Genomic DNA, 24,698 nt, shown 5'->3' on the forward strand with positions numbered 1-24,698 from the left:
CCCGCCTGACGGCAGATCCCCCGGGGACCGCCCGGTCTCCGGGGTTTCCGCATGCCCGCACGCCGTCCGTACGCCGGGCTTTACCTGCGGATGGCCGCAAACAGGCCACCCGTTTAGGGAGACCAGGACGGGTAGACCCGGGGTCGTGAAATTTCGTCACAAGACCCCCAAATGAGGAGATGACATGACTGGGCCGATCGCCCAGCAGACTTCGGGCAGCAACTACGTCCAACGCGGCGGATCCAGCAGCAGCCTCGCCGACGTCGTCGACCTGATCCTGGAGAAGGGTCTGGTCATCGACCTGTACGCGCGGGTCTCGCTGGTCGGGATCGAGATCCTCACCGTGGACGTGCGGATCGTGGTCGCCAGCGTCGACACCTACCTGCGGTTCGCCGAGGCCGTGAACCGGCTCGACATCGCCCACGACGGCACGTCCCAGGGCCTTCCGCAGTTCGTGGAGGGCATGCAGGAGTCGGGTGCCAAGAAGAAGACCCGCGGCGCCCTGGAGGGCGCGGGGGAGCGGCTGAAGGAGACCTTCGGCGGCTCGGACGACTCCGAGGATGACAAGCAGCCCGCGCGGCGGCGCTCGTCCCGCAAGAAGGAGGACGAGGAAGAATGACGTCCCCCGGCCAGGGGCCCGGCGACCGGGTCCCGCAGTATGTGTACGGAGTGACCCGCCAGGGAGCGGCGCTGCCCCCCGGCGTCAGCGGCCTGGACGACCGGCCGGTGTCGCTGGTCGAGGACGGCGGTGTGTGCGCCGCGGTCGTCAGCGACCTGCCGTCCGGCCGCGCGCTCGGCGAGCGGGACGACCTGGTGGCGCACCAGCGGGTGCTGAACGCGCTGGTGAACGCCGGCACCGTCGTGCTGCCGTTCCGGTTCGGGGCGGCGCTGTCGGACCGCGCGGCGGTGGAGAAGGAACTGCTGGCCGGCAACTCCGAACGCTTCGGGCAGGTCCTGGACCAGCTGCAGGACCGCGTCGAGCTGCGGCTGAAGGCCACCTACGTCCAGGACAGAGTGCTGCAGGAGATCATGCAGGCCGAGCCGGAGGTCGCCGAGCTGTCGCGGCGGCTGCGCGAGGTGCCCGCCGACGTCGCCGACGCGGTCTACTACGACCGGGTCCGGCTCGGCGAGCTCATCGCGCAGGCGATGGAGCGGCTCCGGGAGGCCGACGGGCAGGTCCTGCTGGACGGGGCCGCGCCGGCGGCGGAGGCGTTCGCGCGCAAGGCCCCCGCCCGGGAGGAGGACGTCCTGGACGCCTCGTTCCTGGTGCGCGCCGACCGCCGCGCCGCGTTCGAGCAGGCCGTCGGCACCCTCGGGCAGGAGCACGGCGACCGGATCCGGATCCGGCTGATCGGGCCGCTTCCGCCCTACGACTTCGTCCCGGAGGCGTGAGATGGGGCTGTTCACCGGCCTGGTGACGCTGCCGCTGGCGCCCGTGCGGGGCGTGGGGTGGCTGGCGGAGGTCCTGGTCGAGCAGGCCGAGGCGCAGCTGTACGACCCGGGGCGGATCGCCGCGGAGATGCAGCAGATCGCCGACGAGGCCGCCGCCGGCGAGATCACCGAGGACGAGGCCGCCGCCCGCGAGGAGGACCTGATCCGCCGGCTCAACGAGGGCCGCGCCCGCGGCTACCGGCCCGGCGGATGACGGGGAGGCCGCGATGTTGTCCGCGTCCAAGGCCGCCGAGCGGGCGGTCGAGCATGTCACCGCGCTCACCGGCCGCAGCGCCGAGAGCGTGGTGGGGGTGGAGCGCGCCGGCGAGGACGCCTGGCGCGTCGCGGTGGAGGTCGTGGAGACCCACCGCATCCCCGACTCCGCCGACATCCTCGCGGTCTACGACACCGAGGTGGACGCGGACGGGGAGCTGGTGGCCTTCCGCCGCGCCCGCCGCTATCCCCGCGGACGAGTGGAGAGGGACTGAGCACGGTGAGTGAGATCTCCTGGACCGGCGGCCGTTCACCGGCCAGGTCCGCCGCCGGGGAACGCCCCTCGGCCAACCTGGCGGATCTGCTGGAACGCATCCTCGACAAGGGGATCGTGATCGTCGGGGACGTCCGGATCAACCTGCTCGACATCGAGCTGCTCACGATCAAGCTGCGGCTGCTGGTGGCGTCGGTGGACCGGGCCAAGGAGATGGGCATCGACTGGTGGGAACACGACCCGTCGCTGTCGTCCAGGGCCCGCCGCGACGAGGTGGACGGCGGAGCCGGAGACCGGGAAACCGGTGACCGCGAGCTGCTGGAGGAGAACCGGCGGCTGCGCGAGCGCCTCGCCGCCCTCGAATCCGGCGACGCCACCGGTTCCGGCGCCACCGCCGAGGCCGGGGCACGGGGGAAGGAGCCCAGATGACGACCGATACCGGGGTCGCCGCAGACACCGCCGTCTACCTGTACGGGGTGGCGCAGGACCTGGACCCGGCCGCGCTGCGCGGCACCGCCGGGGTGGCGGGCGCGCCGGTGCGCGGCGTACGGGCCGCCGGGCTGACCGCGCTGGTCAGCACGGTCCGGCTGGAGGAGTACGGCGAGGCGGCGCTGCGCGCCAACCTGGAGGACCTGGGGTGGCTGGAGGCCACCGCCCGCGCCCACCACGAGGTGGTGGACCGGGCCGCGCACGCCGCGCCGACCGCGCCCGTCCGGATCGCGACGATCTACCGCGACGACGAGCGGGTCGCCGAGGTGCTGGCGGCCCAGGGCGAGCGGTTCACCGAGGTCCTCGACCTCATCACCGGCCGCTCGGAATGGGGCGTGAAGATCTACGCCGACGCCGGGGTGCTGCGCGGCGACACCGGCGGCACTCCGGGCGGCGGCATGGGGGAGGACGTACCGGATTCCGGTGGGGGGCTCGAGCCCAGCGCCGAGTCCCTCACCGGCACCACTCCCGGCGGGGTGGGCACCGCGTATCTGCGGCGCCGCCAGCAGGAGCGCCGGCGCCGCGCCGACGCCGAACGCCGGGTGGCCGGGCAGGCCGACGCCGTCCACACAGAGCTCGCCGACCACGCCGTGGCGTCCCGGCATCACCCGCCGCAGGACCCGCGCCTGACCGGCCGGTCCGGCGTGCAGGTCCTCAACGTCGCCTACCTGCTGGACGACGATCAGGTGGAGGGTTTCCTGGAGGTGACGCGGGCGGCGCGGGAACGGCTGCCGGCCCTCCAGGTGGAGGTGACGGGCCCGTGGCCGCCGTACTCCTTCATCGACACCTCCGCCGGCCACGGCGCGGCCACGCCCGGGGCGGGGGAGAGGTGACGGCCGTCCTGGACCACGGCGGCGGCGCCCCGATGGAGCGGGTCGCGCTGGTGGACCTGCTGGACCGGCTGCTGGCCGGCGGCGTCGTCATCACCGGCGACCTGGTCATCTCGATCGCGGACGTGGACCTGGTGCAGGTGTCGCTGCGGGCGCTGATCACGACCGTCCGCGACGAGCTGCTGCCCGAGGAGGACCGGCCATGACCCCACCAGACCATGCCCGCGACGGTCGCGGGCCGGTGACGGGCGAGGCGTCGGTGCGCGACCCCGAAGCGGGCGACGCGTTCACCGGCGGCATCCTCGCCGGCGGCCCTTCCCCGCACGGCCCGGTCCGCGCGGCGCGCGTCCGGGAGGAGGACCTGCGGGAGCGGTCGGCGCGGACGATGCAGCGGCTGCGGTCCGACCCCGAGACCGTCGAGCGGGACCTGGTGAAGCTGGTGCTGACCCTGGTCGAGCTGGTCCGGCAGCTGATGGAGCGGCAGGCGCTGCGCCGCGCCGAGGGCGGCGACCTGACCGACCGGCAGATCGAGGACCTCGGGCTGGCCCTGATGCGCCTGGACGAGGCGATGACCCGCCTGAAGGACCACTTCGGGCTGGACGACCACGACCTCAACCTCGACCTGGGGCCCCTCGGCCCGCTCCTTCCCGGCGACTGACCGGCCCGCCCGGCGGGTTCACCGCGTCCGCCTTGAAGAAGGTGTAGTGGAACGTCCCGTCCGGGCCGGCGGTGCGCCGCAGGTCGGCGATACCGCGGTCGAAGTCGGCGGGCGTGGCGAGCCCGGCGGCGACGGCGTCGTCGCGGACGGACTCGATCATCGCGGTGAAGGTGTCCAGGGTGAAGGCCCGCGCCAGGTCCGGACGTGTCCGGTCGGCGTAGACGGTGCGCGGCCGGGCGCTGACCCGCGCGTATCCCGCGGCGGTGAGCAGCGGCTCCAGCCGCCGCCCGACCAGCGCGTCCCCGCCGGCCGCGGCCTGCAACGCGACCTGATGGGCGATGGCCGCGCGGGCGTGGGCGCTGTCGGGGTGGAAGAACGCCGACCCGTGGTCGCCCTCGATGACCGTCAGCGTCCCGCCCGGCCGCAGCACGCGCCGCAGACCCGCCAGCGCGGCGCCCGGGTCGGGCAGATGCTCCAGGACGAAGCACACGAACAGGTGATCGAACGCATCGTCGCCGAACGGCAGGTCCCGCAGGTCCGCCCGCACCCACCGCACGCGCGCGCCCGGGCACGCCGCCGCGACACGGGCGCGGGCCTGGTCGAGGGACGCCTGGGATACGTCCACGGCGGTCAGGTCCGCGCCGGGGGAGCGCGACACCAGATGCACCGTCTGCGCGCCGACACCGCAGCCCACCTCCAGCACCCTGCCGCCCGCCGGGAAGGCGGTGCCGTCGTGCAGCAGCGCGGCCAGGGCATCGGCCTGGTCGCCGAGGCGCCGAGCCTCACGCCCGGAGTATCCGTGGACGTACCCGCCGGGCCCGCTCGTGATCGTGGTTTCCATGGGTTCACCGTGGCCCCACAATGGCCTGATGCACAGGTCCAATGACGACGACCCCGATCGGTCCATAACCGGGGGCTCGGACTTCCTCCAGCTCGACCCCGCCGACGCGCCGCCGGGCGGACTGGCCGACTGGCTCGCCGGACGGCTCCGCGACGCGATCGCCGACGGACGCCTGCCCGTCGGCGGACGCCTGCCCGCCACCCGCGTCCTGGCCGCCGACCTGCGCGTCTCCCGCGGCGTCGTCACCGAGGCCTACCAGCGCCTCACCGACGAGGGCCACATCTCCGGACGCGGCCGCGCCGGCACCGTCGTCCTGGCCGCCCCGCTCGCCAACCCGCCCATCACCGCGCACGGCACCGATCCCGACGACGGGTACGGCGATCCGCACGGCGGCCCGTACCCGGCACGGCCCGGACCGGACGTGTTCGACGTCCTGCGCGCCGCACCCGCCCGCATCGACCTGTCGCCCGGCGCCCCCGACCTGGCCGCGTTCCCTCGCGCGGCCTGGCAGCGCGCCGAACGCACCGTCCTGCGCGACCTGCCCGCGGCCGGTCTCGGATACGGCGACCCCCGCGGCGCCCCCGCGCTGCGCACCGCCCTGGCCGCCTGGCTCGCCCGCAACCGCGGCATCCGCGCCGACCCCGCCGCGATAGTCGTCGTCGCCGGAACCGCCCAGGCCCTCGGCCTCATCGCCCGCGTCCTCGCCCACGACGGCATCGGCGCCGTCGCCGTCGAGGACCCCGGCTCACTCGGCGTCCGCCAGCACCTGCGGCACTGGGGGATGGACACCCCGCCCGTCCCCGTCGACCGCGACGGCGTCCGCGTCGACCGGCTCCGCGACAGCGGCGCCCGCGCCGTGCTGCTCACCCCGGCGCACCAGTTCCCGACCGGCGCCGTCCTCGGCGGGCGCCGCCGCCGCGACCTGATGCGCTGGGCCGCCGAGGGCGGCCTGGTCATCGAGGACGACTACGACGCCGAACACCGCTACGACCGGCCACCCGTCCCGGCCCTGCGGGCCATGCTCGCCGACCGCGTCCTGTACGCCGGCAGCATCTCCAAACTCCTGGCCCCCGCGCTGCGGATCGGCTGGATCGTGCCGCCGCCCGCGCACCTGGACGCCGTCGTCGCCGAGAAACGCTTCGCCGACCTCGGAAACGCGGCACTCCCGCAGCTCGTCCTCGCCGAGCTGATGGCCTCGGGGGAGATGGAGCGGCACCTGCGGCTGCTGCGGCGCCGCCACCGGCGCCGCCGCGACACGATGATCGCCGCGATCGCCGCGCACCTGCCGCGCGCGTCGGTGCACGGCGCCGCCGCCGGCCTGCACCTCACCGTCACCTTCCCGGACGAGCCCCACGGCGTCCACAACGGGGGCCTGCGGGACGCCGACCTGGCCGCGGCCGCGCTGGAGCAGGGAGTGAAGACCCACCCGCTGTCCTGGCACACCCAGCGGCCCCAGCGCCCCGGCCTCGTCCTCGGATACGTGGCCGCCCCGGCGTCCGCCATCACCGAGGGCATCGCCGTCCTCGGCCGCGTCCTGGGCGACCTGACGGGTCAGGCGGCCAGCAGCTCGGCGTCCCACAGATCGCGGTAGGCACCCGGCACCGCCAGCAGGTCCTCGTGCCGGCCCCGCTGCACCACCCGCCCCCGGTCCAGCACCACGACCTCGTCGGCCGCCGCGAGCGCCGCCAGCCGATGCGTGACCAGCAGCAGCGTCCCGCCGCCCGGCGCCTCCAGCAGATCCCGGGTCAGCTCGTCGGCCATCACCGGATCCAGTGCCTCGGCCGGCTCGTCCAGCACCAGCACCGGCGGGTCGGCCAGCAGCGCCCGCGCCAGCAGCAGCCGCTGCCGCTGCCCGCCCGACAGGCCGCGCGCGCCCGCGCCCACCACCGTGTCCCACCCGTCCGGCAGCGCGTCCACCACCTCGGCGAACCGCGCCCGCTCCGCCGCCGCCCGCAACTGCCCCACGCTCGCGTCCGGCCGCGCCAGCAGCAGGTTCGCCCGGACCGTCCCGGCGAACACGTGCGCGTCCTGCGTCAGCCCCCGCACCGCCGCCCGCACGTCACCCGGCGCGTACCGGCCCAGCGGACGACCGCCCAGCGCCACCGCACCCGCCTCCGCCGCCACGTCCCCCGACAGCACCGCAAGCAACGTGCTCTTCCCCGCGCCGCTCGCCCCGACGACCGCGACGCGGCGGCCCCGCTCCACCCGCAGATCCACCCCGTCCAGCGCCACACCGTCCCCGTAGGCGACCCGCACCCCCAGCAGCTCCACCTCCAGCGGCCCCCGCGGCAGCCCCACCGGACGCGACGGGCCCGCCACCGGGGGAGCGGCCAGCACCGCCTCGACCCGCCGCACCGCCGGCAGCACCTCACACAGACGCTGCGCCGCACCCGCCAACGGAAGAACCGACTCCACCGCGATCAGCGACGTCAACGCCAGAACCGCCGCCCCCACCTCGTCCGCACCCGCGCGCAGCCCCGTCCACGTGACCGCTGCGACCGTGGCGCCCTGCACCACGAAACCTGCCGCCGCCACCAGCGCCGACACCCGCGCCGCCGACCGCTCCGCACGCTCCAGATCCGCCGCCGCCTTCCCGGCCCGCGCCGCGAACCGCCCCGAGGCACCGAACACCGCCAGGTCCGCCGCACCCTCCAGCACGTCCAGCGCCCGCACCGCCAGCGCCTCGCGCCCGGCCGCCATCCGCGCCGCCGCACACCCCCCGGCCACCGCCGCCACCATCGGCACCAGCACCCCCGCGACCAGCAGGCCCGCGCCGAGCACCATCGCCGCCGGCGCCCGCACCAGCGCGCACACCGCAACTCCCGCCGCCCCGCACACCAGCGACGCCGCCGCAGGCAGCACGCACCGCAGCAGCAGATCCTGGACCGCGTCGACGTCCGACACCATCCGGGTCAGCGCGTCACCGTCCCGCACCCGCCGCCCCTCCCCAGGACGCCCCTCCCCAGGAAGCCCGGGCGCCGGACGGGCCGCCGCCAGAGCGTCGAACACCCGGCCCCGCAACTCCGCCAGCGCCCGCAACGCCGCGTCATGCCCCGCCAGCCGCTCCACATACCGCAGCGACCCCTTCGCCAGCGCGAACCCCCGCACCGCCACGATCGCCAGCGACAGCGCCGCCAGCTCCGGCCGCTGCGACGCCCGCGCGATCAGCCACGCCGCCGCCGCGACCAGCCCCAGGCCGCACAGCTCCGCCGCCGCCCCCGCCAGCCCCGCACCGACCAGTCGCACCGCATGCGGACGCACCGCACCCCACACGCCCCTCACGCCGCCTCCACCCGCACACCCTCGGCGATCCGGCCGCCCTCCAGCCGCACCACCCGGTCCGCCGCCCGCAGCAACGCCGGACGATGCGCCACCAGCACCGCCGTCCGCCCGGCCAGCAGCCGCACCGCCGCCTCCACCAGCACCCGCTCACTGCGCAGGTCCAGCCGCGCCGTCGGCTCGTCCAGCAGCATCACCGGACCGCCCGACAAATACGCCCGCGCGACCGCCAGCCGCTGCCGCTGCCCCGCCGACAACCCCGCACCGCCCTCACCGAGCACCGTGGCGTACCCGCCGGGAAGATCCTCGACGAACTCCGCCGCGCCCGCCGCCTCCACCACCCGCTCCATGCCGGCGCCCGGATCTCCCAGCCGGATGTTGTCGGCCACCGGCGCCGCGAACAGGTGCGGACGCTGCGGCACCCACCCCAGCCGCGCCCGCCACGCCGCAGCATCCAGCCCCGCCAGATCGACACCGTCGACCAGGACCCGCCCCGAATCCGGGACCACCAAACCCGCCAGCACCAGCAGCAGCGTCGACTTGCCCGCACCCGACGGCCCCGTCACCGCCACCCGCTCACCCGGCCCGATCCGCAACGACACCCTGTCCAGCGCAGCCTCCGCCGCACCCGGATACCGGACGGTCACCTCCTCCAGCACGATCTCCGGCGCCCCACCGGCAGGCTCAAAGCCACCCTCGGCCCGGCCCCCGACCGCGCCGGGCGCGTCCAGCACCGCGAACGCCTCCTCCGCCGCCGCGACACCCTCCGCGCTCGCATGGAACCGCTGACCCAGCGCCCGCAACGGCAGATACACCTCCGGCGTCAGCACGAGCACCAGCAGCCCCGTCGACAACGCCATGTCCCCACCCAGCAGCCGCAACCCCACCGGCACCGCCACCAGCGCCACCGACAACGCGCACACCAGCTCCAGCACCAGCGACGACAGGAACGCCACCCGCAGCGCCCGCACGCTCGCCCGCCGATGCTCACCCGCCAGCTCCCGCACCACCACCGACTGATGCCCGGTCCGGCCGAACGCCCGCAACGTCCCCAGCCCCGCCACCACGTCCCGGAAATGACCGCCCAGCCGGTGCAGCAGCCCCCACTGCCGGCCCGTCAACGCCGCCGTCCGCATCCCCACCAGCGCACCGAACACCGGCACCAACGGCACCGTCACCGCCACCACCAGCGCCGACGCCCAATCCGCCGACGCCAGCCGCACCAGCACCACCACCGGCACCGCACATGCCGCCAGCAGCTGCGGCACGTACCCGGTGAAGAACGGATCGACCGCGTCCAGGCCCCGCGTCAGCAACGTCACCCGCGCCCCCGCGTCACCCGCCGCCCCGCCCAGCAGCCCCGCACGCAAACCACGCTTCACCCGCGCCGCCGCCCGGCCCGCCACCAGCGTCACCGTCCACGCCAGCACCGCCCGCCCGGCCACCGCCGCCACCAGCCACGGCAGCGGCCCCGCATCCAAACCCGCCACCGCCCGCACCAACAGCTCCGCCTGCACCACCAGCAGCACACCCTGCACCGCAGCCAGCACCCCCAGCAGCACCGTCACCCGGCGGGGGAGAAGCCGCAGCAGACGCCGCTCGACACCCTTCACCACGACCCCGCTACAGGTACGAGGGCGACTCCACACGCCCCCGGAACGTCCACCACACCAAAGCCTGCGACGCCAGCAGCAGCGGCAGCACCACCACCGTCCCCACCGCGGTCATCGTCAGCCCGGCACCGTCGGCCACCACCTCCGACCAGCGCACCTGGGACCCGGCCACCACCGGCGCGCCCGCCATCACCAGCGCCGACAACCCGTACCGCGACGGAATCCGGCCAGCACGCTCCGCCAGACCCGCCGGCAACCGCCACCGCGCGAAACCCGCGCCATGCCACGCGAACAGCACCGCCAGCGGCAACCCCAGCACACTCCCGACGTTCAACCCGCCACCGGCCACCACCGACCCCAGCACAGACCCCCACGCCAGCGCCAGCGCCCAACTCCCCGCCACGACCGCCGCATCGCACCCGCCACGCCACGCCACCGCGTCCACCCGGCCCCGCAGCCACAACCCCGTGTCCCGCACGACCCAACCGATCAGCAACACCACGACCAGCGGATACAGCCCCTCCAGCAGCTCATGCTCCAGCCCCGGAAACCCGCCCCCGACCAGACCCGCCGCAGCCACCAGCCACACCTCGTTGCCCAGGAAGAACGGCGCGAACGACGCGATCACCAGCCGCCGCTCCCGCTCATCCCGCCCCAGCCACGGCAGCAGCATCCCCACCCCGACATCGGCACCGGCCAGCACCAGATACCCACCGGAGAACACCGCCAGCAACACCACCGCAAGAGAATCCATCACCAGGCTCCTGTCAGAACGTCGGGCTCATCACCGGCGCGGCCGGCTCCACCGGCGGAGCCGACCCCAGCCCCGCCCCCTCCGGACCCCGCCGCGCGAACCGCGCCAGCAGCCACGCGTTCACCACGAACAACCCCGCGAACAGCACCGCGAACGCCACGAACGACACCGTGATCGTCCCCGACCCGACCCCCGGCGACAGCGCGTCCCGCGTCTTCAGCACCCCGTACACCATCCACGGCTGCCGCCCCACCTCACGGAACACCCACCCCGACACCATCGCCACATACGGCAGCGGCACCGCCGCGATCATCAGCACATGGAAGACCCGGCCCCGCACCAGCCACCGCCCGAACGGGAACTTCACCAGCGCGACCCCCGCCACGAGCATCATCAGCAGCCACATCGACACCATCAGCCCCTCACCTGCCCGCGCGAGCCCCGGCGACATGTAGTCACCCGGCCCGAACCGCGCCGTGAAGTCCGCCGCCACCGCCGCAGCGTCATGGCCACCCGTCTTCGTCGCCTGCGTGTACCGGAACTGCATCCCGCCGAACACCACCACCGGCATCACCGACACGATCACCGTCAGCAGCCCGATCCGCATCGACCGCCGGAAGAACTCCACCTCCGCCGTCCGCCGCAGCAGATGGAAACCGCTCACCCCGGCCATGAAGAACCCCGCCGTCAGCAACCCCCCGAAAAGAACGTGGAAGAACGCCAGCAACGCCGTCGGATTCGTCAGCAACGCCCCCACATCATTCAGGCGCGCCTCGCCGTCCACCATCGCGAAGCCCACCGGACGCTGCAGCCACCCATTCGCCACCAGCACGAAATACGCCGACAAATACGCCGTCAGCGTCACCACCCAGATCAGCGCCAGATGCACCCACCGGTTCAGCCGATCCCACCCGAAGATCCACAACCCCAGGAACGTCGACTCCACGAAGAACGCGACGATCGTCTCCAAAGCCAGCGGCGCCCCGAACACGTTCCCCGTCACCCGCGAAAGGCCCGACCAGTTCAACCCGAACTGGAACTCCATCACCAGCCCGGTGACGATCCCCACCGCATAGTTGATGACATACAACTGCCCCCAGAACCGCACCATTCGCGCATGCACCGCACTGCCCGACACCACCGCACGCGTCTGCGTCAACGCCACCAGCGTCGCCAGCCCCAGCGTCAGCGCCACGAACAGGAAATGCGTTCCGGCCGTCAACGCGAACTGCACCCGCGCCAGCACCAGCGGGTCCGCACCCATCAGCACACGCTCCAAGAATCGATCCGCAACGACCCCACGATCCTCGGGGCGCCCACCCCACTGGCGAATCGGGCGCGAGCGTGCAAACACGCTGCGCCTTTCGCGTAACGCCCACCACCCGCCTACATCTCCCGATGTACGCGGCCCCGACGAGCACACACCGCCAGCACTAGAGCCACCGCCACGTACGGCACCGACGCAGCCCCCATCAGCACCCCGGCACCCGCCCACCGCGACCCCAGCGCATACCCCGCGTACACCAGCACCGCCACCGTCTCCGACCCGAAACCCGCCACCGACGTCACCGTCGCCCGCGCCCCGTCACCGATCCGGTCCTGCAACCGCGCGTCCGCCGCCGCCATCGCCCACCGGAACACCCCGAACGCCGCCGCCACCAGCACCAGCCCACCCGGCCGCCCGCTCAGCGAACCCGCGGCAAGGCACACCGCACCCACCACCAGCACCGGCGCCAGCCACCGCACACCCCGCCCCGCCAGCCAGCCGCCCACCGCGTCACCCGCCGTCACCACCATCACCAGCAACGGCACCGACGCCGCCGCCACACCCGTGGACTCCACCAGCAGCGGGACGTACTCGTCCAGCGCCGTCACACCCTCCAGCACCATCACCAGGACCAGCGACCACCGCACCGCCGGCTCCCGCCGAACCTGCGCCCACCCCTGACGCACCACCGCCTTCAACGACGGCTCGTCCTCACCCTCACCCTCGCCAGGGCCCTTGGACTCCGGCAGAAACCACCCCGCAACACCGCACACCACGCACGCCGCCACACTCGCCGCACCCAGGCCCCGGTAACCACCGGCCGCCAGCACCGGCGACGCCACCGCCGACGCGGCAACTACAGCGAGTAGCGAGACGGCCTCAGAACGTCCGATCAGCCGCGCATACGCGCCCGTCGCCCCGGCACGCTCCAAGCCCTCGTACACCAGCGCCTGCATCGTCCCCGAACGCAGCGCCGACCCCGCACCCCACAGCACGAAACCCGCGGCGAACGCCGGATACGACGGAAAGAACGCCCACAACCCGAAACCGGCACCGGCCAGCAGGGGAGAGGCCATCAGAAGCAGCCGGCGCGAGAACAGGTCCGCCCACAGACCGGACGGCAACTCCAGAGTGAACGTCGTCAGCGACCAGATCACGAACAGCGACGAGATCGCAGCAGGCGACAACCCGGCATCGGCGAACAACAGCGCGTACACCGGGTACAGAAGAACGAAATCCTCGAGGAACGCGTAGGCGTACAGCCTGCGCGCAAGCCCCGCCTCAGGTGAAGATCAATGTCGTCGACGTCGCATAAGCCGCACTGTAACGGCTCGGCCCGTCCGCCCGCACCCGCAAAAACAGGGGAGCGGCCCTACCCGTGAGCGTCACCGGCGGGGGAGCGGCCGAACAGGGCCAGAAGCCGCGCCTGGTCATCGGCGTCACCGGAGACGGCGACCTCCGGCCCCACCATGCCCGCCTCACGACCATGCGGCGCCATCCGCCGCGCGGTTTCCAGAGCCGGACCCACGAGGTCCGCGTCCAAGACGACCGACTGCCCGGTGGCCTGCGCCAGATCCCACGTGTGCACGAGCAACTCCAGCGGATACTGCTCCAGCCAGTCCCGCAGAGTGATCCTCAGTCCGAGGGCCAGTTCGACCTGCCGGTCCAGCGCCTCCGGCGTCAGCTCGGCCGTCATGCGCGTGCGCACCTCCCGCCATGACGCCATCGGATCCTCGCCGGCCACCTCGCGCCAGTCCGGATCGTCCTGGGAGAGCATCCGCCCAGCGGCGCGCATCTCGACCACCAGCAGCCCGGCGGTGACATGCCCGGCCACATCAATGGCCGCCCAGCCCTCGCAAGGCGACGGCGACAACCACCTGTCAGCGGGCGCCGCCGCGAGCACCGCCTCGAAACCGTCCAGCGCGCGCACGAACTGCTCAGGGATCACGACGCTCACCACCCACCGGAATACGCGGATCCCGCCAATGTAGCCGCCGGCGGAGCGATCAGATCCGGTCTACTTAACATAATGTTCATTATCGACCAACCTTCAGACCTGCTGAAAGCGGAGCGAATCGGCACGTTCGCGACGGCGCGTCACGCGCCGGCGTCCGCGGCGGCGAGGGCGATCCAGAACCGATCCTCACCGCGGGCGTGGCCGTCATGGACACCGCCGTTGGCCAAGATCACCCGGCGTGACGGCTCGTTGTCCGCGGCGCACGTCAGCAGAACACGCCCCAGGCCGAGCCGGCGGCACTCGACCAGGCCCTCCGCGAGCATCCGGGTGGCATGACCCCGCCGCCGCCACGGCAGGACGACGTGATAACCGACGTGCCCCCCGGCCTCGGCGAGCTCCGCCGTCAGCCGGTGCCGCACGATGAGCGTGCCGATGTACCGCTCGCCCGAGACGTACCACAGCGTCGTGCACGGAACGCCCCAGCGCCACTGGACCCCGCGCCGCCGCGCGACGAACGCCTCGAAGTCGTCGTGGGCCCCCTCCAGCCAGTCCATCGGGTCGCCGGACGCCAGATGATCGGCCCTCTCCCCGGCCAGGAACGACTCGCGGACCGCCGTCGTCGGCGGGACCAGGCGCGGAGGCGGGACGAGATCGTGCACGCATACCAGTGTGGCGCACGCACGAGCCGATGAAACCGAACCCGCGGCGCGGGAGTCTGAACCCCCGTCCCCTGATCCACGCGACGAAAGGTGATCGTGAGCGAGCACCTCGACCAGGTCTTCGGCCATCTCGTCAAGCGCAGCTGGCAGCGGTTCTCCGAAGAGCTCCAAACCCGCGAGATCGACGATCTGCTCGTCGGCGCCGTCATCACCGCGGCGGTCGCCCAGGGCAACGCCCTGATCGACCTGAACTCCGACGGCAACCACCACTACCTGCGCTTCCAGCACCGGGAACGCAAGCACCGCCTGATGTTCCAGCTGACGCATCGCGCCGGGACCGTCACCGCGGCCAAGACCCTCGGCCAGCACGCGGCCGTCACGATGGCCTACGGCGAGTACGTCCAGGACGCGCGCACGGTGTGGCAGGCGCTGAAGTCCGAGGTGAAGAGCGGTTTCCTGGACGTCGGCGAGCCCGGTGTGTTCACCGTGGACGCCGACCTCGCCAGCGGCTACGTGTACGTCCAGGTCCCGCTGCTGCTGGACCTGGACCAGTACTTCGCCGACCACTACACCGTGAAGTACCCCGTCCTGCAGGAGCACGTCGCCGCCGTCACCCAGGCCTGCGCGAAGTACCTGCACGGCCGCATCGCCGCCTGACCCGGAGGACCGCCATGCTTTCGATGATCAACAAGTTCAAGAACAACGCCGAGGCGCGGGAGAGCAAGGACGAGGCCCTCATCGGCGAGATGGTGTTCACGATGGCGCACCTGGGGTGTCCTGTCATCGGGATCAAGTCCGGCGGGGATCTGCAGTACGTGCGGTTCAAGCCGGTGGGCGACCAGGTCCTCTACAGCTTCACGATCGTGCTCGACCGCAAGACCGGGGACGGCGTGCTGCAGCAGGCGGTGCTCGGCAGCAAGGCGACGCTCACGTTCGTGGCCGAGGTGAAGAACCACATCGCCGATCCCGACGACCTGGTGGCCATGTTCCGCACCGACATGGCGAACATGCTGCGCAGCCCGTGGTTCGGCGACATCAAGCTCGATCACCAACTGAACTCGATCACCGCGACGAAGAAGCGTCTCATCGACATCGACGACTACGCCGACGCGGACGGCGCCGACCGTGACCGGCTCCGGGAGATGCTGCAGGAGTCCATGCGGGAGCTGCGCGAGAAGCTGGTCCCCTACAAGAAATGACGAGGCCGGGTGCGGCCGGGAACGGCCGCACTCTCCCTCCCGCTCCCCTTCGCGGGGCCGGGCCGCTTCCGATCGCATACCGGACAGAATCCAGCTTCTGTCCGGTATGCGTACTTTATGCCGATTTGTTGATCAGTGTCGTGATTGCGGGACGGGCCAGCCGGTGAGGGCGGCGAAGCGCATGGCGTTGCGGACGGCGGCGCCGCCCGGGTCGTTGTTGAAGTAGACGTAGGCGTCGTCGGCCGCGCCGAGCTCGTCGACCCAGGTCTGGAGGGTCGCATCGTCGTAGTCCGGCCAAGGCTCGGCGGGGCCTTCGTGGAAGCGCAGGTACAGCCAGCCGGTGGTGCGCCAGAGCGGCGTCTGGGCGCGGCCGAGGCGGTCGGTCCAGCACAGGGCGGCGTCGTGGTGTTCCAGGATGCGGCGGGTCTCGTCCGTCCACCATGACGGGTGACGGGGTTCGACGGCGACGCGGACACCGTCGGGGAACCGGCGAAGGCAGGCGGCGAGCCGGTCCGGGGCGGCCTGCAGCGTCGGCGGGAGCTGGAGCAGGACGGGGCCGAGTTTGGCGCCGAGCCCGGCTGCGGCGTTCATGAGGCGCGCGACCGGTTCCGCGGGTTCCTTGAGGCGTTTCATGTGGGTGAGGTAGCGGCTGGCCTTGACCGCCATGACGAAGCCGGGCGGGGTGCTGTCGCGCCATTGCTCGAACGTTTCGCGGGCGGGCAGACGGTAGAAGGCGTTGTTGTTCTCCACGGTGGCGAACACGTCGCCGTAGTGCCGCAGCCAGCGCCGTTGCGGGAGGCCGGGTGGATACAGGACGTCGCGCCAGTCGGCGTACTGCCATCCCGATGTTCCGATGAGCACGGCCTCTCCCCCACGTGTGGTCCGTGCTCGTGGTCATACCCGCCTGCGGTGCGGTTCGAGGGCGCGGATGTAGTCGACGAGCCGGACGCCGATCTCGAACGGGATGTCGGGGCCGGACAGGTCGGCGTCGGGCCAGGTCTCGGAGATGCGTCGCCAGGTGTCGCGGCCGAGGAAGGGACCGGTCTCGGGTTCGTCGCCGAGTTCGGCGCGCCAGGCGGGTTCGGTGGTCAGGAGGCGGGTGAGGGCGGCTTCGTTGTCGGGTTCGTCGCGGTGTTCGGCGTGGAAGCCGATCTCGATGGCGTGGGCGCGGGCGCCGGGTGCGATGGCGGCGGGGATGATCTGGGCCTCGTAGTGCTCGCGCTGGGGTGCGGGGTCGCCGAACCATGCCTTGACGCCGTTGTGGCGCACCTGGACGTGGGGGTGTCCGAGGTCCGGCGGGGTCGATCCTCGGATGATCTCGCCTACCTGGTCGAACAGTTCCCGGTCCGTCACCGTGCCGATCTTACGGAGGTTCTGTCGGTGGCGGGAGGTAGCGTCCGGCGGGTGCGTCCTGCCGATGTTCAGCGTCTGTCCGTGGCCGAGTGCGTGGATCGTTATGCGGAGATGGTGCGTGCGAAGTCGTCGACGGGTGCGCTGGCGCCGGCGTCGGCGGAGGTGTACGCGCGGGACGTGGTGACGTTCGCGGCGCTGGCGGGTGAGGACCGGGTTCTGGACGATCTGACCGGCGAGGACGTCGATGAGGTGCTGCTCAGGTTCGCGCGTAAGCCGGATGAGCGGCGGCGTGCGGGGGTGGTGGGGCCGGGGGGTGTCCCGTCGCAGAGTGCGGCATCGCAGGCGCGGTTCCGGCGTTCGGTGTCGGCGTTCTTCCGGTATGCGGTGGTGGCGGGGTGGGTGCAGCTGAATCCGATGCAGGCGGTGACGGTGCGGCCGAAGCATCGGGGTGGGCTGCGGGCGGAGCGGCGTGCGTTGACGGTGGAGCAGGCGGAGGGGCTGCTGGGGGCGGCGCGGGATCTGGCGGAGGAGCCGGCGGCGCCGCGTTCCGCGAAGGGGCGGCGTCCGGATCAGCGGACGGAGTTGCGGGACGGGCTGATCGTGTTGCTGCTGGCGGCGGTGGGTCCGCGGGTGTCGGAGCTGACGGCGGCGAACGCGGAGGACTTCTTCGTCAACGGGGGGACGCGGTACTGGCGGATCTTCGGTAAGGGCGGGCGGACGCGGGACGTGCCGCTCCCCCGTCCGGTGGCGGAGGTGCTGGACGCGTATCTGGCGGAGGGGCGGCCCCGGCTGGATCGGGGGCGGGAGCCGAAGGCGCTGCTGTTGTCGTGGCGGGGCCGGCGGTTGGCGCGGGGTGATGTGCAGGGGGTGATCGACCGGGTGCTGGAGCGGGTGGAGCCGGGGCGGCGGCGGAGTGTGACGCCGCATGGGCTGCGGCATACGACGGCGACGCATCTGCTGGCGGCGGCGACGGACATGGACGCGGTGCGGCGGGTGCTGGGGCATGCGGATCTGTCGACGCTGGGGCGGTATCGGGATGAGCTTCCGGGTGAGCTGGAGGCGGCGATGCGGGTGCATCCGCTGCTGGGTCCGGTGGAGCGCCGGGACGGCTGAGCGGCGCTGCCGTCGGGCCGGTCCCCCGCGGCCGCTCCCCTGAGACCGGGCCTGCGCGGATCTGTCAGGTGGGCTGGAGGGTGCGGGCGAGGGTGTAGGCGGCGGTGAGGTCGGTGCCGCGGTAGTCGAGTGCGGCGATGCCGGTCAGGTGGTGGTCGGCGTTGACGGCGACGGTGTTGGCCAGGTGGCGGAACAGGGGCGCGTCGGACATGGAGTCGCCGTAGGCGGTGCATTGGGCGGTGGTGAGTCCGTGGCGGGCGAGGAGGTCGTCGGTGATGCGGACCTTGTCGGCGGGGGTGAGGATGCCGGCGGGGTCGAGGATGCCGGTGAAGGGCATCGGGGGGAAGCGTGAGGCGATGACGTCGTCGAAGCCGAGGTCGAGGAGGTGGCGGGCGAAGAAGTCGGGCGACATGGTGATGACGGCGGAGTGTTCGCCGCGGGCGCGGATGTCGGCGCAGACGTCGGCGATGCCGGTGAGCCAGGTGGCGGCCTTGTAGGCGGTGGCGACGGTGCCGGGGGTGAGGGTGCGCCAGAGCCGGTGGATCTCGGTGGAGAAGCCGCGGGTGTCGAGGGTGCCGGCGGCGAAGCGTGCTTCGAGGTCGTGGAGTTCGGTGAGGGTGCCGAGGTGGCGGGCGATTTCGAGGTTGGCGGTGGTGCCGGTCAGCAGGGTGCCGTCCATGTCGAAGATGTGCAGGTATCCCACAGTGTGTGGAGTGTCGCGGATGAGCGAAGGGTGATGCCAGCGGTTTTTCGGGGGTGAGGGTGGTCCCCTGCCGAAAGTCGGGGGTGACGGTGGTCTTTGGCGGGATCCGCCGGGTGGTGATCGTTTCCTAGCGTCGTGTGCCATGGACGGGATCATGGGTGCGGTGGACACGGCGGTGACGTCGCCGTGGTTCTACCTGGTGTTGTTCGCGGTGGCGGCGATCGACGGGTTCTTTCCCGTGGTGCCGAGCGAGAGCATGGTGATCACGGCGGGGGTGTACGCGGCGTCGGGGACGCCGGAGCTGGTGCCGGTGGTGGTGCTGGCGGCGCTGGGCGCGTTCACCGGTGATCATGTGTCGTATCTGGTGGGTCGCCGGGCGGGTGGGCGGCTGGTGCGGGGGCTGCGGCCGGGGACGCGGCGGCATGCGGCGTTCGGGTGGGCGCGGCGGACGATGGCCGAGCGGGGCGGGCTGATCCTGGTCGTGGCGCGGTACGTGCCGGGCGGGCGGACCGCGGTGACGGTGACGATGGGCGCGGTCGGTCACCGGTTGCGGTCGTTCTCGCTGTTCGCGGCGTTGGCGGCGGTGTCGTGGGGGCTGTACGGGGCGCTGCTGGGTTATGTCGGCGGGGTGGCGTTCGAGGACGATCCGCTGAAGGGCGTGGCGGTCGGTCTGGGGCTGGCGCTGTCGGTGACGGCGGCGGTGGAGGGTGTGCGTTTCGCGCGGCGGAGGCGTGCGCCGGCGGGGGCCGGTGCGGTGCTGGAGCGTGAGCCGGTGGGGCGTGTCGGGCCGTTGTCCGGCGGGTGATCCCTGGAAGGTGACAGGCTTACGTGCGGATGGCCGTACGGTGAACTTCGGCGGTCCGTCCGGTGTCTGACAGGTATCGGGACGGGCCGCCGCGAGCGTGAGGGAGAGCATGGGAGCGCCGGATTTCAGCGCCGATCTGTACCGGGACATCACCGAGTTCGCACAGGGCACGCCGTCGTGGGTGCATTCGGCGGCGGACGTCGGGACGGATGCGGGGCTGCTGCTGTTCGCCGCGTTGTTCGTGGCGGGCTGGTGGCGGGCCCGGGGCCGGGACGCGCGGGCGATGGGGCTGGCGCTGGCGGCGCCGTTCGCGGTGGTGTCGGCGTATCTGGTGAGCGAGGTGTCCAAGAGCCATATCCAGGAGGAGCGTCCGTGCCGGGCGGTGGCGGGGGCGGTGCACATCGCGGCGTGTCCTGCGCAGGGCGACTGGTCGTTCCCGAGTAATCACGCGACGATCGCGGCGGCGTCGGCGTCGGCGATCGTGGTGGCGTGGCGGGCGATGGCGCCGGTGGTGCTGCCGCTGGCGGCGCTGATGGCGTTCTCGCGGGTGTTCGTGGGCGTGCATTACCCGCACGATGTGGCGGCCGGGTTCGTGGTGGGGGTCGTGGTGGCTCCTGTGGTGGCGCTGCTGCTGGTTCGGGCGCTGGGTCCGCTGGTGGAGGCGCTGCGGGGCGGGGCGGCCGGTGCGGTGCTGCTGGGGGCGCGTCCGGTGGCGGCTGCTGGTCCAGGCTTCCAGCCCGCGCCTGTGGGGGCGGCTCCGGGTATGGCGGGGTCGCGTGGCGGTGCGGGGTCGATGGTGGGTGCCGCGGTGCCGGCGGATGACGCGTCGGTGACGATGCCGGATGTGATGGGCGGGGTGACGCGGCGTCAGGGGCCGCTCCCCTAGCCGGACGGACGGGCCTGTGCGGGCCGTCCCGGGTGGTGTTTCGGCGCTGCCGGGGGCGGCCCGTTCCGCTGTGCCGGGTTCTTGCCGAAAGTCGGGGGCGGGTGGTGGCGTCCGCGCAGTGTGCGGGTCCTCCCCCGCGACCTAGCTTCGGTCGGGTGGCAGGACTGGGCGGGAGGTTTCGGTGATCGGTTTGCGGGGTCTGACGAAGCGGTTCGGGGACCGGACGGCGGTGGACGGGCTGTCGCTGGAGGTGGCGGCGGGGAAGGTGACGGGGTTCCTGGGGCCGAACGGGGCCGGGAAGTCGACGACGATGCGGATGATCGTGGGTTTGGATCGTCCGAGCGCGGGGGTGGCGCTGGTCGGGGGCCGCCGGTACGGGGCGCTGCGGCATCCGCTGCGGGAGGTGGGGGCGCTGCTGGACGCGGGGGCGGTGCATCCGGGGCGGTCGGCGCGGGCGCATCTGGTGGCGATGGCGCGCAGCAACGGGATCGTGCGGGGCCGGGTGGAGGAGGTTCTGGCGCTGGTGGGGCTGGAGGCGGTCGCGGGGCGGCGGGCGGGGGCGTTCTCGCTGGGGATGCGGCAGCGGCTGGGGATCGCGGGTGCGCTGCTGGGCGATCCGGGGGTGCTGATGTTCGACGAGCCGGTGAACGGGCTCGATCCGGACGGGGTGCTGTGGGTGCGGCGGCTGATGCGGTCGCTGGCGGCGGAGGGCCGGACGGTGTTCGTGTCGTCGCATCTGATGAGCGAGATGCAGCTGACGGCCGACCGGTTGGTGGTGATCGGGAAGGGGCGGCTGCTGGCGGACGCGCCGATGGCGGAGGTGATCGCGGCGGGTTCGGGGAGCGCGGTGCGGGTCCGCAGTCCCGGTGCGGGGGTGCTGGCGGGGCGGCTGGCGGCCGTCGGTGCGGAGGTGCGGCGCGCCGGTGAGGAGGAGTTGCGGGTGGTGGGGTTGGACGCGGAGCGGGTCGGGCTGATCGCTTTCGAGGCGGGGGTTCCGGTGCTGGAGCTGGGCGCCGTGGGGGCGTCGCTGGAGGAGGCGTACATGGAGTTGACGGGTGCGAGCGTGGAATACGGTGCGCCGTCGGGGACGGGGGTCTGAGCGGTGGCGGTCATGGGGTCCGGGGTGGGGGCGCGGCACGGCGTTGCGGGTGGTGGTCTGCGCGGTGCGGTCGCTGCGGAGTGGACGAAGCTGTGGTCGGTGCGGTCGACGTGGTGGGGTCTGGCGTCGGCGGTGGCGCTGATGGCGGTGATGTCGTTCACGTTGGCGACGTCGACGGTGTCGAACAACACCAACGCGGTGCGGGGCGACGACATGGGGGTGGTGTCGGTGAGCGGGGTGGCGGTCGGTGCGCTGGACATGGTCCAGTTCGTGGTGCTGGCGATGGCGATCCTGGTGGTCACGGGTGAGTACGCGACCGGGAGCATCCGGGCGACGTTGCAGTGGGTGCCGCCGCGGGGCCGGATGCTGGGGTCGAAGGCGGTGGTGGTGGCGGCGGTGACGTTCCCTGCCGGGGTCGTGTTGAACGTTGTGGGCACCGTGGTCGCCGGCCCGGTCCTCGGCCGGTGGGGGCGGCTGGCGGCGGCGGGGTTCGCGGCCGACGCGCTCCAGTCGGGGGTTTACCTGGCGTTGGTGAGCGTGCTGATCGTGGGGGTCGGCGCGATGGTGCGCAGTACGGCGGTGGCGTTGACGACGGCGTTCCTGTTCCTGCTGGTGGCGCCGATGCTGCTGGGCAGCGGGGACGAGTCGGGCGTGCCGCGGCGGGTGTCGGACGTGCTGCCCAGCAGCGCCGGCCGGTATTTCATGTCCGGGGACGGCCCGTACCCGGAGGTGGCCGGGCTGGGGATCCTGGTGGCGTGGACGGTGGCGGTGCTGTGCGGCGGTGTGCTGGTGCTGCGCCGCCGCGACGCCTGACCGCGCCTCACCGCACCGGGCCGGGGCGGGTCAGCCGGTCTCGTCGGTGCCGTCGACGAGGCCGGCTTCGTAGGCGATGACGGCGGCCTGGACGCGGTTGCGGACGTCGAGGCGGGTGAGGATGGCGCTGACGTAGGCCTTGACGGTGCCTTCGACGACGTGGAGGCGGGTGGCGATCTCGGCGTTGGACAGGCCGGCGCCGAGCAGGGCGAGGACGTCGCGTTCGCGTGGGGTGAGGGCGGCGGTGCGGCGGCGGGCGCGGGCGCCGCCGGCGAGGCGGCCGCCGCCGATCTCGGTGATGACGCGGTGGGCGACCTTCGGGGACAGGTAGGCGGCGCCGCCGGCGACGGCGCGGACGCCGGCGATGAGCTCGCGGGGGTCGCCGGATTTGAGCAGGAAGCCGCTGGCGCCGCCGGACAGGGCGCGGGCGATGTACTCGTCCTCGCCGAAGGTGGTGAGCATGATGATGCCGGTGGCGGGGGCGACGCGGCGCAGTTCGGCGGCGGCGGCGAGGCCGTCGAGGCGGGGCATGCGGATGTCGAGGAGGGTGACCTCGGGGCGGTGCCGGAGGGTGAGGTCGATGGCCTCGTGCCCGTCGGCGGCCTCGGCGACCACCTCGATGCCGGGGTCGGCGGTGAGGATCGCGCGGACGCCCGCGCGGATCATCGCCTCGTCGTCGGCGAGCAGTGCCCGGATCACTCGTCCTCCTGGTCGTTGGGGTTCTGGCCGTCGTTGCGGTTCTGGTCGCTCAGCTGGTGGGTGTCGTAGGAGTTCTTGCCGGTGAGGCGGCCGCCGGTGAAGCAGAGCCGGTAGATGCGGGTGACGCCGAGCAGGTTGGCGTCGTGCCGGTAGTAGCGGCAGTCGGCGTGGGCGGGTTCGGGGACGGCGGCGCGGACGACGCCGGCGTCGGTGGTCTGCATGGGCGGCAGGGTCTGTTCGACGCGGTCCTGGGGGGCGCCGACGCGCAGGGCGGCGTAGTCGGCGGGCGGGAGGACGGAGTTGAGGGCGGCGTAGACGTAGTAGCCGGCCATGATGGCGCCGAGGAGGGCCATGAGCGCGGCGGGGACGGCGATCGCGGTGACGAGTCCGCGGCGGACCTGGCGGCGTTCGCGGGCCAGGTGCCGGGCCGATTCGGAGGGCCACTCCCCCGTGCCGGTGGCAGTGAGGCCGAGTGCGGCGCGCAGGGCGTCCCCGGCGGTCGGCCCGGGCCGGGCGATCTGGGGCTGGGTGCTGGAGGGCGGGGTGCCGGGGAGGGTCGCGGTGACGTGGAAGCCCCCGGCCGGGGTGGGGGCGGCGTGCAGGGTGCCGCCGAGGATGCGGACGCGTTCGGTGAGGCCGGTCAGCCCGCGGCCGCCGGAGGGCAGCAGCGGCGGCCCGCCGGGCGGCGGTTCGTTGACGACCGTCACCGTGATCTCCGGGTTGGGGGTGGTGGCGCGGGTGAGGGTGACGGTGACGGCGGCGCCCGGGGCGTGCTTGGCGGCGTTGGTGATGGCCTCTTGGACGATGCGGTGGGCGGTGGCCGCGGCGAGTGGCGCCAGGCCGGGCACTGCGGTGTCGGCGCCGGTGAGGTGGACGGGGACGCCGGACGCGCGGGCGCGGGCGACGAGGCCGGGGATGCTTTCGCCGCCGGGCCGGAGGGCGGCGCCAGTGTCAGGGCCGGTGCCGGGCTCGGGGGCGTCGTCGCGGAGGACGCCGATGATCTCGCGGAGGTGGTCGGTGGCGTCGGCGGCGCCGGCGCGCAGTTCGGCGGCGGCGGTGCGGTGCCGGTCGTCCAGGCCGGGGGCGACCTCCAGGGCTCCGGCGCGGACGGCGATGAGGGCGAGTTCGTGGCCGAGGGAGTCGTGCATGTCCCGGGCGATGCGGGCGCGTTCGCGGAGCCGTTCGCGTTCGGCGATGATGCGCTGCTCGTGTTCGAGGTGTTCGGCGCGTTCCCAGCCGGCGCTCAGCAGTTCCTGGTACTGGCGCCAGTAGCGGCCGACCAGCCACGGCAGGACGCCGAGCAGGACGAGCCAGACGGTGGAGGGGAACCAGGTGGTGACGGCGATGCCGCGGACGGCGGCCAGCAGGATCCCGCCGGCCAGGACGGCGGCGAATCCCCACAGCAGGGGCTGCGCGCGGACGGTCCGGCGGCCGGTCAGGTAGGACAGGACCGGCATGGCGAACACGAAGTTGCCGTGGACCGCGATCAGCGCGATGGCGGTGAGCAGCGCCGCGGTGGGCCGGGCGCGGCACACCGCGACGGCGGCGGCGAGGACGGCGAGCCCGGCCGGCTCCAGCCACCAGGCGGGCCGGTGGGGCTGCAGCGGGGAGATCATGTCGAGGGTCACCGGGAGCGCCAGGGCCGCGTAGAGCAGGGCGTCCTTGACCAGCGCTGCGCGGGAGGGGCGCCGGACCAGCGCGCCCAGGCTGCCCGGCGTGCGCGGCGCGGCGGGGGCGGGGGCCGCGGAGTCGTTCACGCGCCC

At 73.3% G+C, this 24,698-nt stretch carries 29 protein-coding genes; 16 read left to right on the forward strand and 13 right to left on the reverse strand.

Translation table 11 applies throughout. The features are described from left to right. The first annotated feature begins 184 nt into the window (after nt 1-184). The 8 genes from gvpJ to ACQPZP_RS22650 are packed head-to-tail and all read left to right on the forward strand — an operon-like array spanning nt 185 to nt 3,895. Complete coding sequence (gene gvpJ, locus ACQPZP_RS22615; protein ID WP_433469862.1) at nt 185-619, forward strand: gas vesicle protein GvpJ; 435 nt, start codon at nt 185-187, stop codon at nt 617-619. Continuing rightward, entirely contained in the window at nt 616-1,392 is a 777-nt protein-coding gene (locus ACQPZP_RS22620; protein ID WP_433471730.1) for a GvpL/GvpF family gas vesicle protein, read from the forward strand. Before gvpJ ends, ACQPZP_RS22620 begins: the two co-directional genes overlap by 4 nt. A 1-nt stretch (nt 1,393) precedes the next feature. After that, nucleotides 1,394-1,645, forward strand: coding sequence for a gas vesicle protein GvpG (locus tag ACQPZP_RS22625; RefSeq protein WP_433471731.1), 252 nt, complete (start codon nt 1,394-1,396; stop codon nt 1,643-1,645). A gap of 13 nt (nt 1,646-1,658) precedes the next feature. Beyond that, nucleotides 1,659-1,919 carry a gas vesicle protein GvpO gene (gene gvpO / locus ACQPZP_RS22630; RefSeq protein ID WP_433469865.1) on the forward strand — a complete coding sequence of 87 codons (261 nt, stop codon included), beginning with the start codon at nt 1,659-1,661 and terminating at the stop codon, nt 1,917-1,919. A 5-nt stretch (nt 1,920-1,924) separates the two neighbouring features. Beyond that, nucleotides 1,925-2,347 carry a gas vesicle protein gene (locus tag ACQPZP_RS22635; RefSeq protein ID WP_433471732.1) on the forward strand — a complete coding sequence of 141 codons (423 nt, stop codon included), beginning with the start codon at nt 1,925-1,927 and terminating at the stop codon, nt 2,345-2,347. Continuing rightward, nucleotides 2,344-3,240: a GvpL/GvpF family gas vesicle protein gene (locus ACQPZP_RS22640; RefSeq protein WP_433471733.1), complete on the forward strand. Its 897-nt coding sequence runs from the start codon at nt 2,344-2,346 to the stop codon at nt 3,238-3,240. The genes ACQPZP_RS22635 and ACQPZP_RS22640 overlap by 4 nt, the downstream gene beginning before the upstream one ends. Continuing rightward, nucleotides 3,237-3,443, forward strand: a complete 207-nt coding sequence (locus tag ACQPZP_RS22645; RefSeq protein WP_433471734.1) for a gas vesicle protein — start codon at nt 3,237-3,239, stop codon at nt 3,441-3,443. Before ACQPZP_RS22640 ends, ACQPZP_RS22645 begins: the two co-directional genes overlap by 4 nt. Then, complete coding sequence (locus ACQPZP_RS22650; RefSeq protein WP_433471735.1) at nt 3,440-3,895, forward strand: gas vesicle protein K; 456 nt, start codon at nt 3,440-3,442, stop codon at nt 3,893-3,895. Before ACQPZP_RS22645 ends, ACQPZP_RS22650 begins: the two co-directional genes overlap by 4 nt. Here the strand turns inward: ACQPZP_RS22650 and ACQPZP_RS22655 are convergent. Continuing rightward, nucleotides 3,849-4,736: a methyltransferase domain-containing protein gene (locus tag ACQPZP_RS22655; protein WP_433471736.1), complete on the reverse strand. Its 888-nt coding sequence runs from the start codon at nt 4,734-4,736 to the stop codon at nt 3,849-3,851. The two genes, ACQPZP_RS22650 and ACQPZP_RS22655, sit on opposite strands and share 47 nt — an antisense overlap. Nucleotides 4,737-4,764: 28 nt before the next feature. Between ACQPZP_RS22655 and ACQPZP_RS22660 the strand changes: the two genes are divergently transcribed. After that, nucleotides 4,765-6,327 carry a PLP-dependent aminotransferase family protein gene (locus ACQPZP_RS22660; protein ID WP_433471737.1) on the forward strand — a complete coding sequence of 521 codons (1,563 nt, stop codon included), beginning with the start codon at nt 4,765-4,767 and terminating at the stop codon, nt 6,325-6,327. Here ACQPZP_RS22660 and cydC read toward each other — a convergent pair. The 7 genes from cydC to ACQPZP_RS22695 form a co-directional block, all read right to left on the reverse strand. Beyond that, entirely contained in the window at nt 6,288-8,018 is a 1,731-nt protein-coding gene (cydC, locus tag ACQPZP_RS22665; RefSeq protein WP_433471738.1) for a thiol reductant ABC exporter subunit CydC, read from the reverse strand. The two genes, ACQPZP_RS22660 and cydC, sit on opposite strands and share 40 nt — an antisense overlap. Beyond that, entirely contained in the window at nt 8,015-9,628 is a 1,614-nt protein-coding gene (gene cydD, locus ACQPZP_RS22670; RefSeq protein ID WP_433471739.1) for a thiol reductant ABC exporter subunit CydD, read from the reverse strand. The genes cydC and cydD overlap by 4 nt, the downstream gene beginning before the upstream one ends. A 10-nt stretch (nt 9,629-9,638) precedes the next feature. After that, nucleotides 9,639-10,382 carry a cytochrome d ubiquinol oxidase subunit II gene (locus ACQPZP_RS22675; protein ID WP_433471740.1) on the reverse strand — a complete coding sequence of 248 codons (744 nt, stop codon included), beginning with the start codon at nt 10,380-10,382 and terminating at the stop codon, nt 9,639-9,641. 13 nt (nt 10,383-10,395) lie between these two features. After that, nucleotides 10,396-11,646 carry a cytochrome ubiquinol oxidase subunit I gene (locus ACQPZP_RS22680; protein WP_433471741.1) on the reverse strand — a complete coding sequence of 417 codons (1,251 nt, stop codon included), beginning with the start codon at nt 11,644-11,646 and terminating at the stop codon, nt 10,396-10,398. Nucleotides 11,647-11,768: 122 nt separating this feature from the next. Further along, nucleotides 11,769-12,911 (reverse strand): MFS transporter, encoded by a 1,143-nt coding sequence (locus ACQPZP_RS22685; RefSeq protein ID WP_433479658.1) that lies wholly within the window; start codon nt 12,909-12,911, stop codon nt 11,769-11,771. Nucleotides 12,912-13,021: 110 nt separating this feature from the next. Continuing rightward, a complete protein-coding gene (locus ACQPZP_RS22690; protein WP_433471742.1) occupies nt 13,022-13,606 on the reverse strand; it encodes a TIGR03086 family metal-binding protein in 585 nt (194 codons plus the stop codon). Between the two features lie 140 nt (nt 13,607-13,746). Beyond that, complete coding sequence (locus ACQPZP_RS22695) at nt 13,747-14,265, reverse strand: GNAT family N-acetyltransferase (protein ID WP_433471743.1); 519 nt, start codon at nt 14,263-14,265, stop codon at nt 13,747-13,749. 96 nt (nt 14,266-14,361) lie between these two features. On the opposite strand from ACQPZP_RS22695, the gene ACQPZP_RS22700 reads away from it, so the two are divergent. Then, on the forward strand, nt 14,362-14,922 hold the full coding sequence (locus tag ACQPZP_RS22700) for a hypothetical protein (RefSeq protein ID WP_433469878.1): 561 nt from the start codon (nt 14,362-14,364) through the stop codon (nt 14,920-14,922). A 14-nt stretch (nt 14,923-14,936) separates the two neighbouring features. After that, nucleotides 14,937-15,464: a hypothetical protein gene (locus ACQPZP_RS22705; RefSeq protein ID WP_433461272.1), complete on the forward strand. Its 528-nt coding sequence runs from the start codon at nt 14,937-14,939 to the stop codon at nt 15,462-15,464. Between the two features lie 132 nt (nt 15,465-15,596). On the opposite strand, the gene ACQPZP_RS22710 is transcribed toward ACQPZP_RS22705, so the two are convergent. Beyond that, a complete protein-coding gene (locus ACQPZP_RS22710; RefSeq protein ID WP_433471744.1) occupies nt 15,597-16,325 on the reverse strand; it encodes a DUF72 domain-containing protein in 729 nt (242 codons plus the stop codon). Nucleotides 16,326-16,358: 33 nt separating this feature from the next. Beyond that, nucleotides 16,359-16,817, reverse strand: coding sequence for a hypothetical protein (locus tag ACQPZP_RS22715; protein WP_433471745.1), 459 nt, complete (start codon nt 16,815-16,817; stop codon nt 16,359-16,361). Between the two features lie 81 nt (nt 16,818-16,898). On the opposite strand from ACQPZP_RS22715, the gene ACQPZP_RS22720 reads away from it, so the two are divergent. Further along, on the forward strand, nt 16,899-17,930 hold the full coding sequence (locus ACQPZP_RS22720) for a tyrosine-type recombinase/integrase (RefSeq protein WP_433471746.1): 1,032 nt from the start codon (nt 16,899-16,901) through the stop codon (nt 17,928-17,930). Between the two features lie 64 nt (nt 17,931-17,994). Here the strand turns inward: ACQPZP_RS22720 and ACQPZP_RS22725 are convergent, their stop codons facing one another. Next, nucleotides 17,995-18,633, reverse strand: coding sequence for an HAD family hydrolase (locus ACQPZP_RS22725; protein ID WP_433471747.1), 639 nt, complete (start codon nt 18,631-18,633; stop codon nt 17,995-17,997). 142 nt (nt 18,634-18,775) lie between these two features. Between ACQPZP_RS22725 and ACQPZP_RS22730 the strand changes: the two genes are divergently transcribed. The 4 genes from ACQPZP_RS22730 (at nt 18,776) to ACQPZP_RS22745 (ending at nt 22,236) form a co-directional block, all read left to right on the forward strand. Continuing rightward, entirely contained in the window at nt 18,776-19,438 is a 663-nt protein-coding gene (locus ACQPZP_RS22730; RefSeq protein WP_433471748.1) for a DedA family protein, read from the forward strand. 109 nt (nt 19,439-19,547) lie between these two features. After that, nucleotides 19,548-20,324: a phosphatase PAP2 family protein gene (locus tag ACQPZP_RS22735; RefSeq protein WP_433471749.1), complete on the forward strand. Its 777-nt coding sequence runs from the start codon at nt 19,548-19,550 to the stop codon at nt 20,322-20,324. Between the two features lie 181 nt (nt 20,325-20,505). Beyond that, complete coding sequence (locus ACQPZP_RS22740) at nt 20,506-21,423, forward strand: ATP-binding cassette domain-containing protein (RefSeq protein WP_433471750.1); 918 nt, start codon at nt 20,506-20,508, stop codon at nt 21,421-21,423. Between the two features lie 12 nt (nt 21,424-21,435). Further along, nucleotides 21,436-22,236, forward strand: coding sequence for an ABC transporter permease (locus ACQPZP_RS22745; RefSeq protein WP_433471751.1), 801 nt, complete (start codon nt 21,436-21,438; stop codon nt 22,234-22,236). 30 nt (nt 22,237-22,266) lie between these two features. Here ACQPZP_RS22745 and ACQPZP_RS22750 read toward each other — a convergent pair whose 3' ends face one another. Together ACQPZP_RS22750 and ACQPZP_RS22755 are read right to left on the reverse strand one after the other, a co-directional pair. Then, nucleotides 22,267-22,935 carry a response regulator transcription factor gene (locus tag ACQPZP_RS22750; protein WP_433471752.1) on the reverse strand — a complete coding sequence of 223 codons (669 nt, stop codon included), beginning with the start codon at nt 22,933-22,935 and terminating at the stop codon, nt 22,267-22,269. After that, entirely contained in the window at nt 22,932-24,692 is a 1,761-nt protein-coding gene (locus tag ACQPZP_RS22755; protein WP_433471753.1) for a histidine kinase, read from the reverse strand. The genes ACQPZP_RS22750 and ACQPZP_RS22755 overlap by 4 nt, the downstream gene beginning before the upstream one ends. Nucleotides 24,693-24,698 lie beyond the last annotated feature (6 nt).

It is taken from the genome of Spirillospora sp. CA-142024, assembly GCF_050942325.1.
GTDB lineage: Bacteria > Actinomycetota > Actinomycetes > Streptosporangiales > Streptosporangiaceae > Spirillospora.

What these genes read in the sequence shown, in the direction of transcription:
- gvpJ (WP_433469862.1), top strand. Translation starts at nt 185, where the DNA reads ATGACTGGGCCGATCGCCCAGCAGACTTCGGGCAGCAACTACGTCCAA.
- ACQPZP_RS22620 (WP_433471730.1), top strand. Translation starts at nt 616, where the DNA reads ATGACGTCCCCCGGCCAGGGGCCCGGCGACCGGGTCCCGCAGTATGTG.
- ACQPZP_RS22625 (WP_433471731.1), top strand. Translation starts at nt 1,394, where the DNA reads ATGGGGCTGTTCACCGGCCTGGTGACGCTGCCGCTGGCGCCCGTGCGG.
- gvpO (WP_433469865.1), top strand. Translation starts at nt 1,659, where the DNA reads ATGTTGTCCGCGTCCAAGGCCGCCGAGCGGGCGGTCGAGCATGTCACC.
- ACQPZP_RS22640 (WP_433471733.1), top strand. Translation starts at nt 2,344, where the DNA reads ATGACGACCGATACCGGGGTCGCCGCAGACACCGCCGTCTACCTGTAC.
- ACQPZP_RS22650 (WP_433471735.1), top strand. Translation starts at nt 3,440, where the DNA reads ATGACCCCACCAGACCATGCCCGCGACGGTCGCGGGCCGGTGACGGGC.
- ACQPZP_RS22655 (WP_433471736.1), bottom strand. Translation starts at nt 4,736, where the DNA reads ATGGAAACCACGATCACGAGCGGGCCCGGCGGGTACGTCCACGGATAC.
- ACQPZP_RS22660 (WP_433471737.1), top strand. Translation starts at nt 4,765, where the DNA reads ATGCACAGGTCCAATGACGACGACCCCGATCGGTCCATAACCGGGGGC.
- ACQPZP_RS22675 (WP_433471740.1), bottom strand. Translation starts at nt 10,382, where the DNA reads ATGGATTCTCTTGCGGTGGTGTTGCTGGCGGTGTTCTCCGGTGGGTAT.
- ACQPZP_RS22680 (WP_433471741.1), bottom strand. Translation starts at nt 11,646, where the DNA reads ATGGGTGCGGACCCGCTGGTGCTGGCGCGGGTGCAGTTCGCGTTGACG.
- ACQPZP_RS22705 (WP_433461272.1), top strand. Translation starts at nt 14,937, where the DNA reads ATGCTTTCGATGATCAACAAGTTCAAGAACAACGCCGAGGCGCGGGAG.
- ACQPZP_RS22730 (WP_433471748.1), top strand. Translation starts at nt 18,776, where the DNA reads ATGGACGGGATCATGGGTGCGGTGGACACGGCGGTGACGTCGCCGTGG.
- ACQPZP_RS22735 (WP_433471749.1), top strand. Translation starts at nt 19,548, where the DNA reads ATGGGAGCGCCGGATTTCAGCGCCGATCTGTACCGGGACATCACCGAG.
- ACQPZP_RS22745 (WP_433471751.1), top strand. Translation starts at nt 21,436, where the DNA reads ATGGGGTCCGGGGTGGGGGCGCGGCACGGCGTTGCGGGTGGTGGTCTG.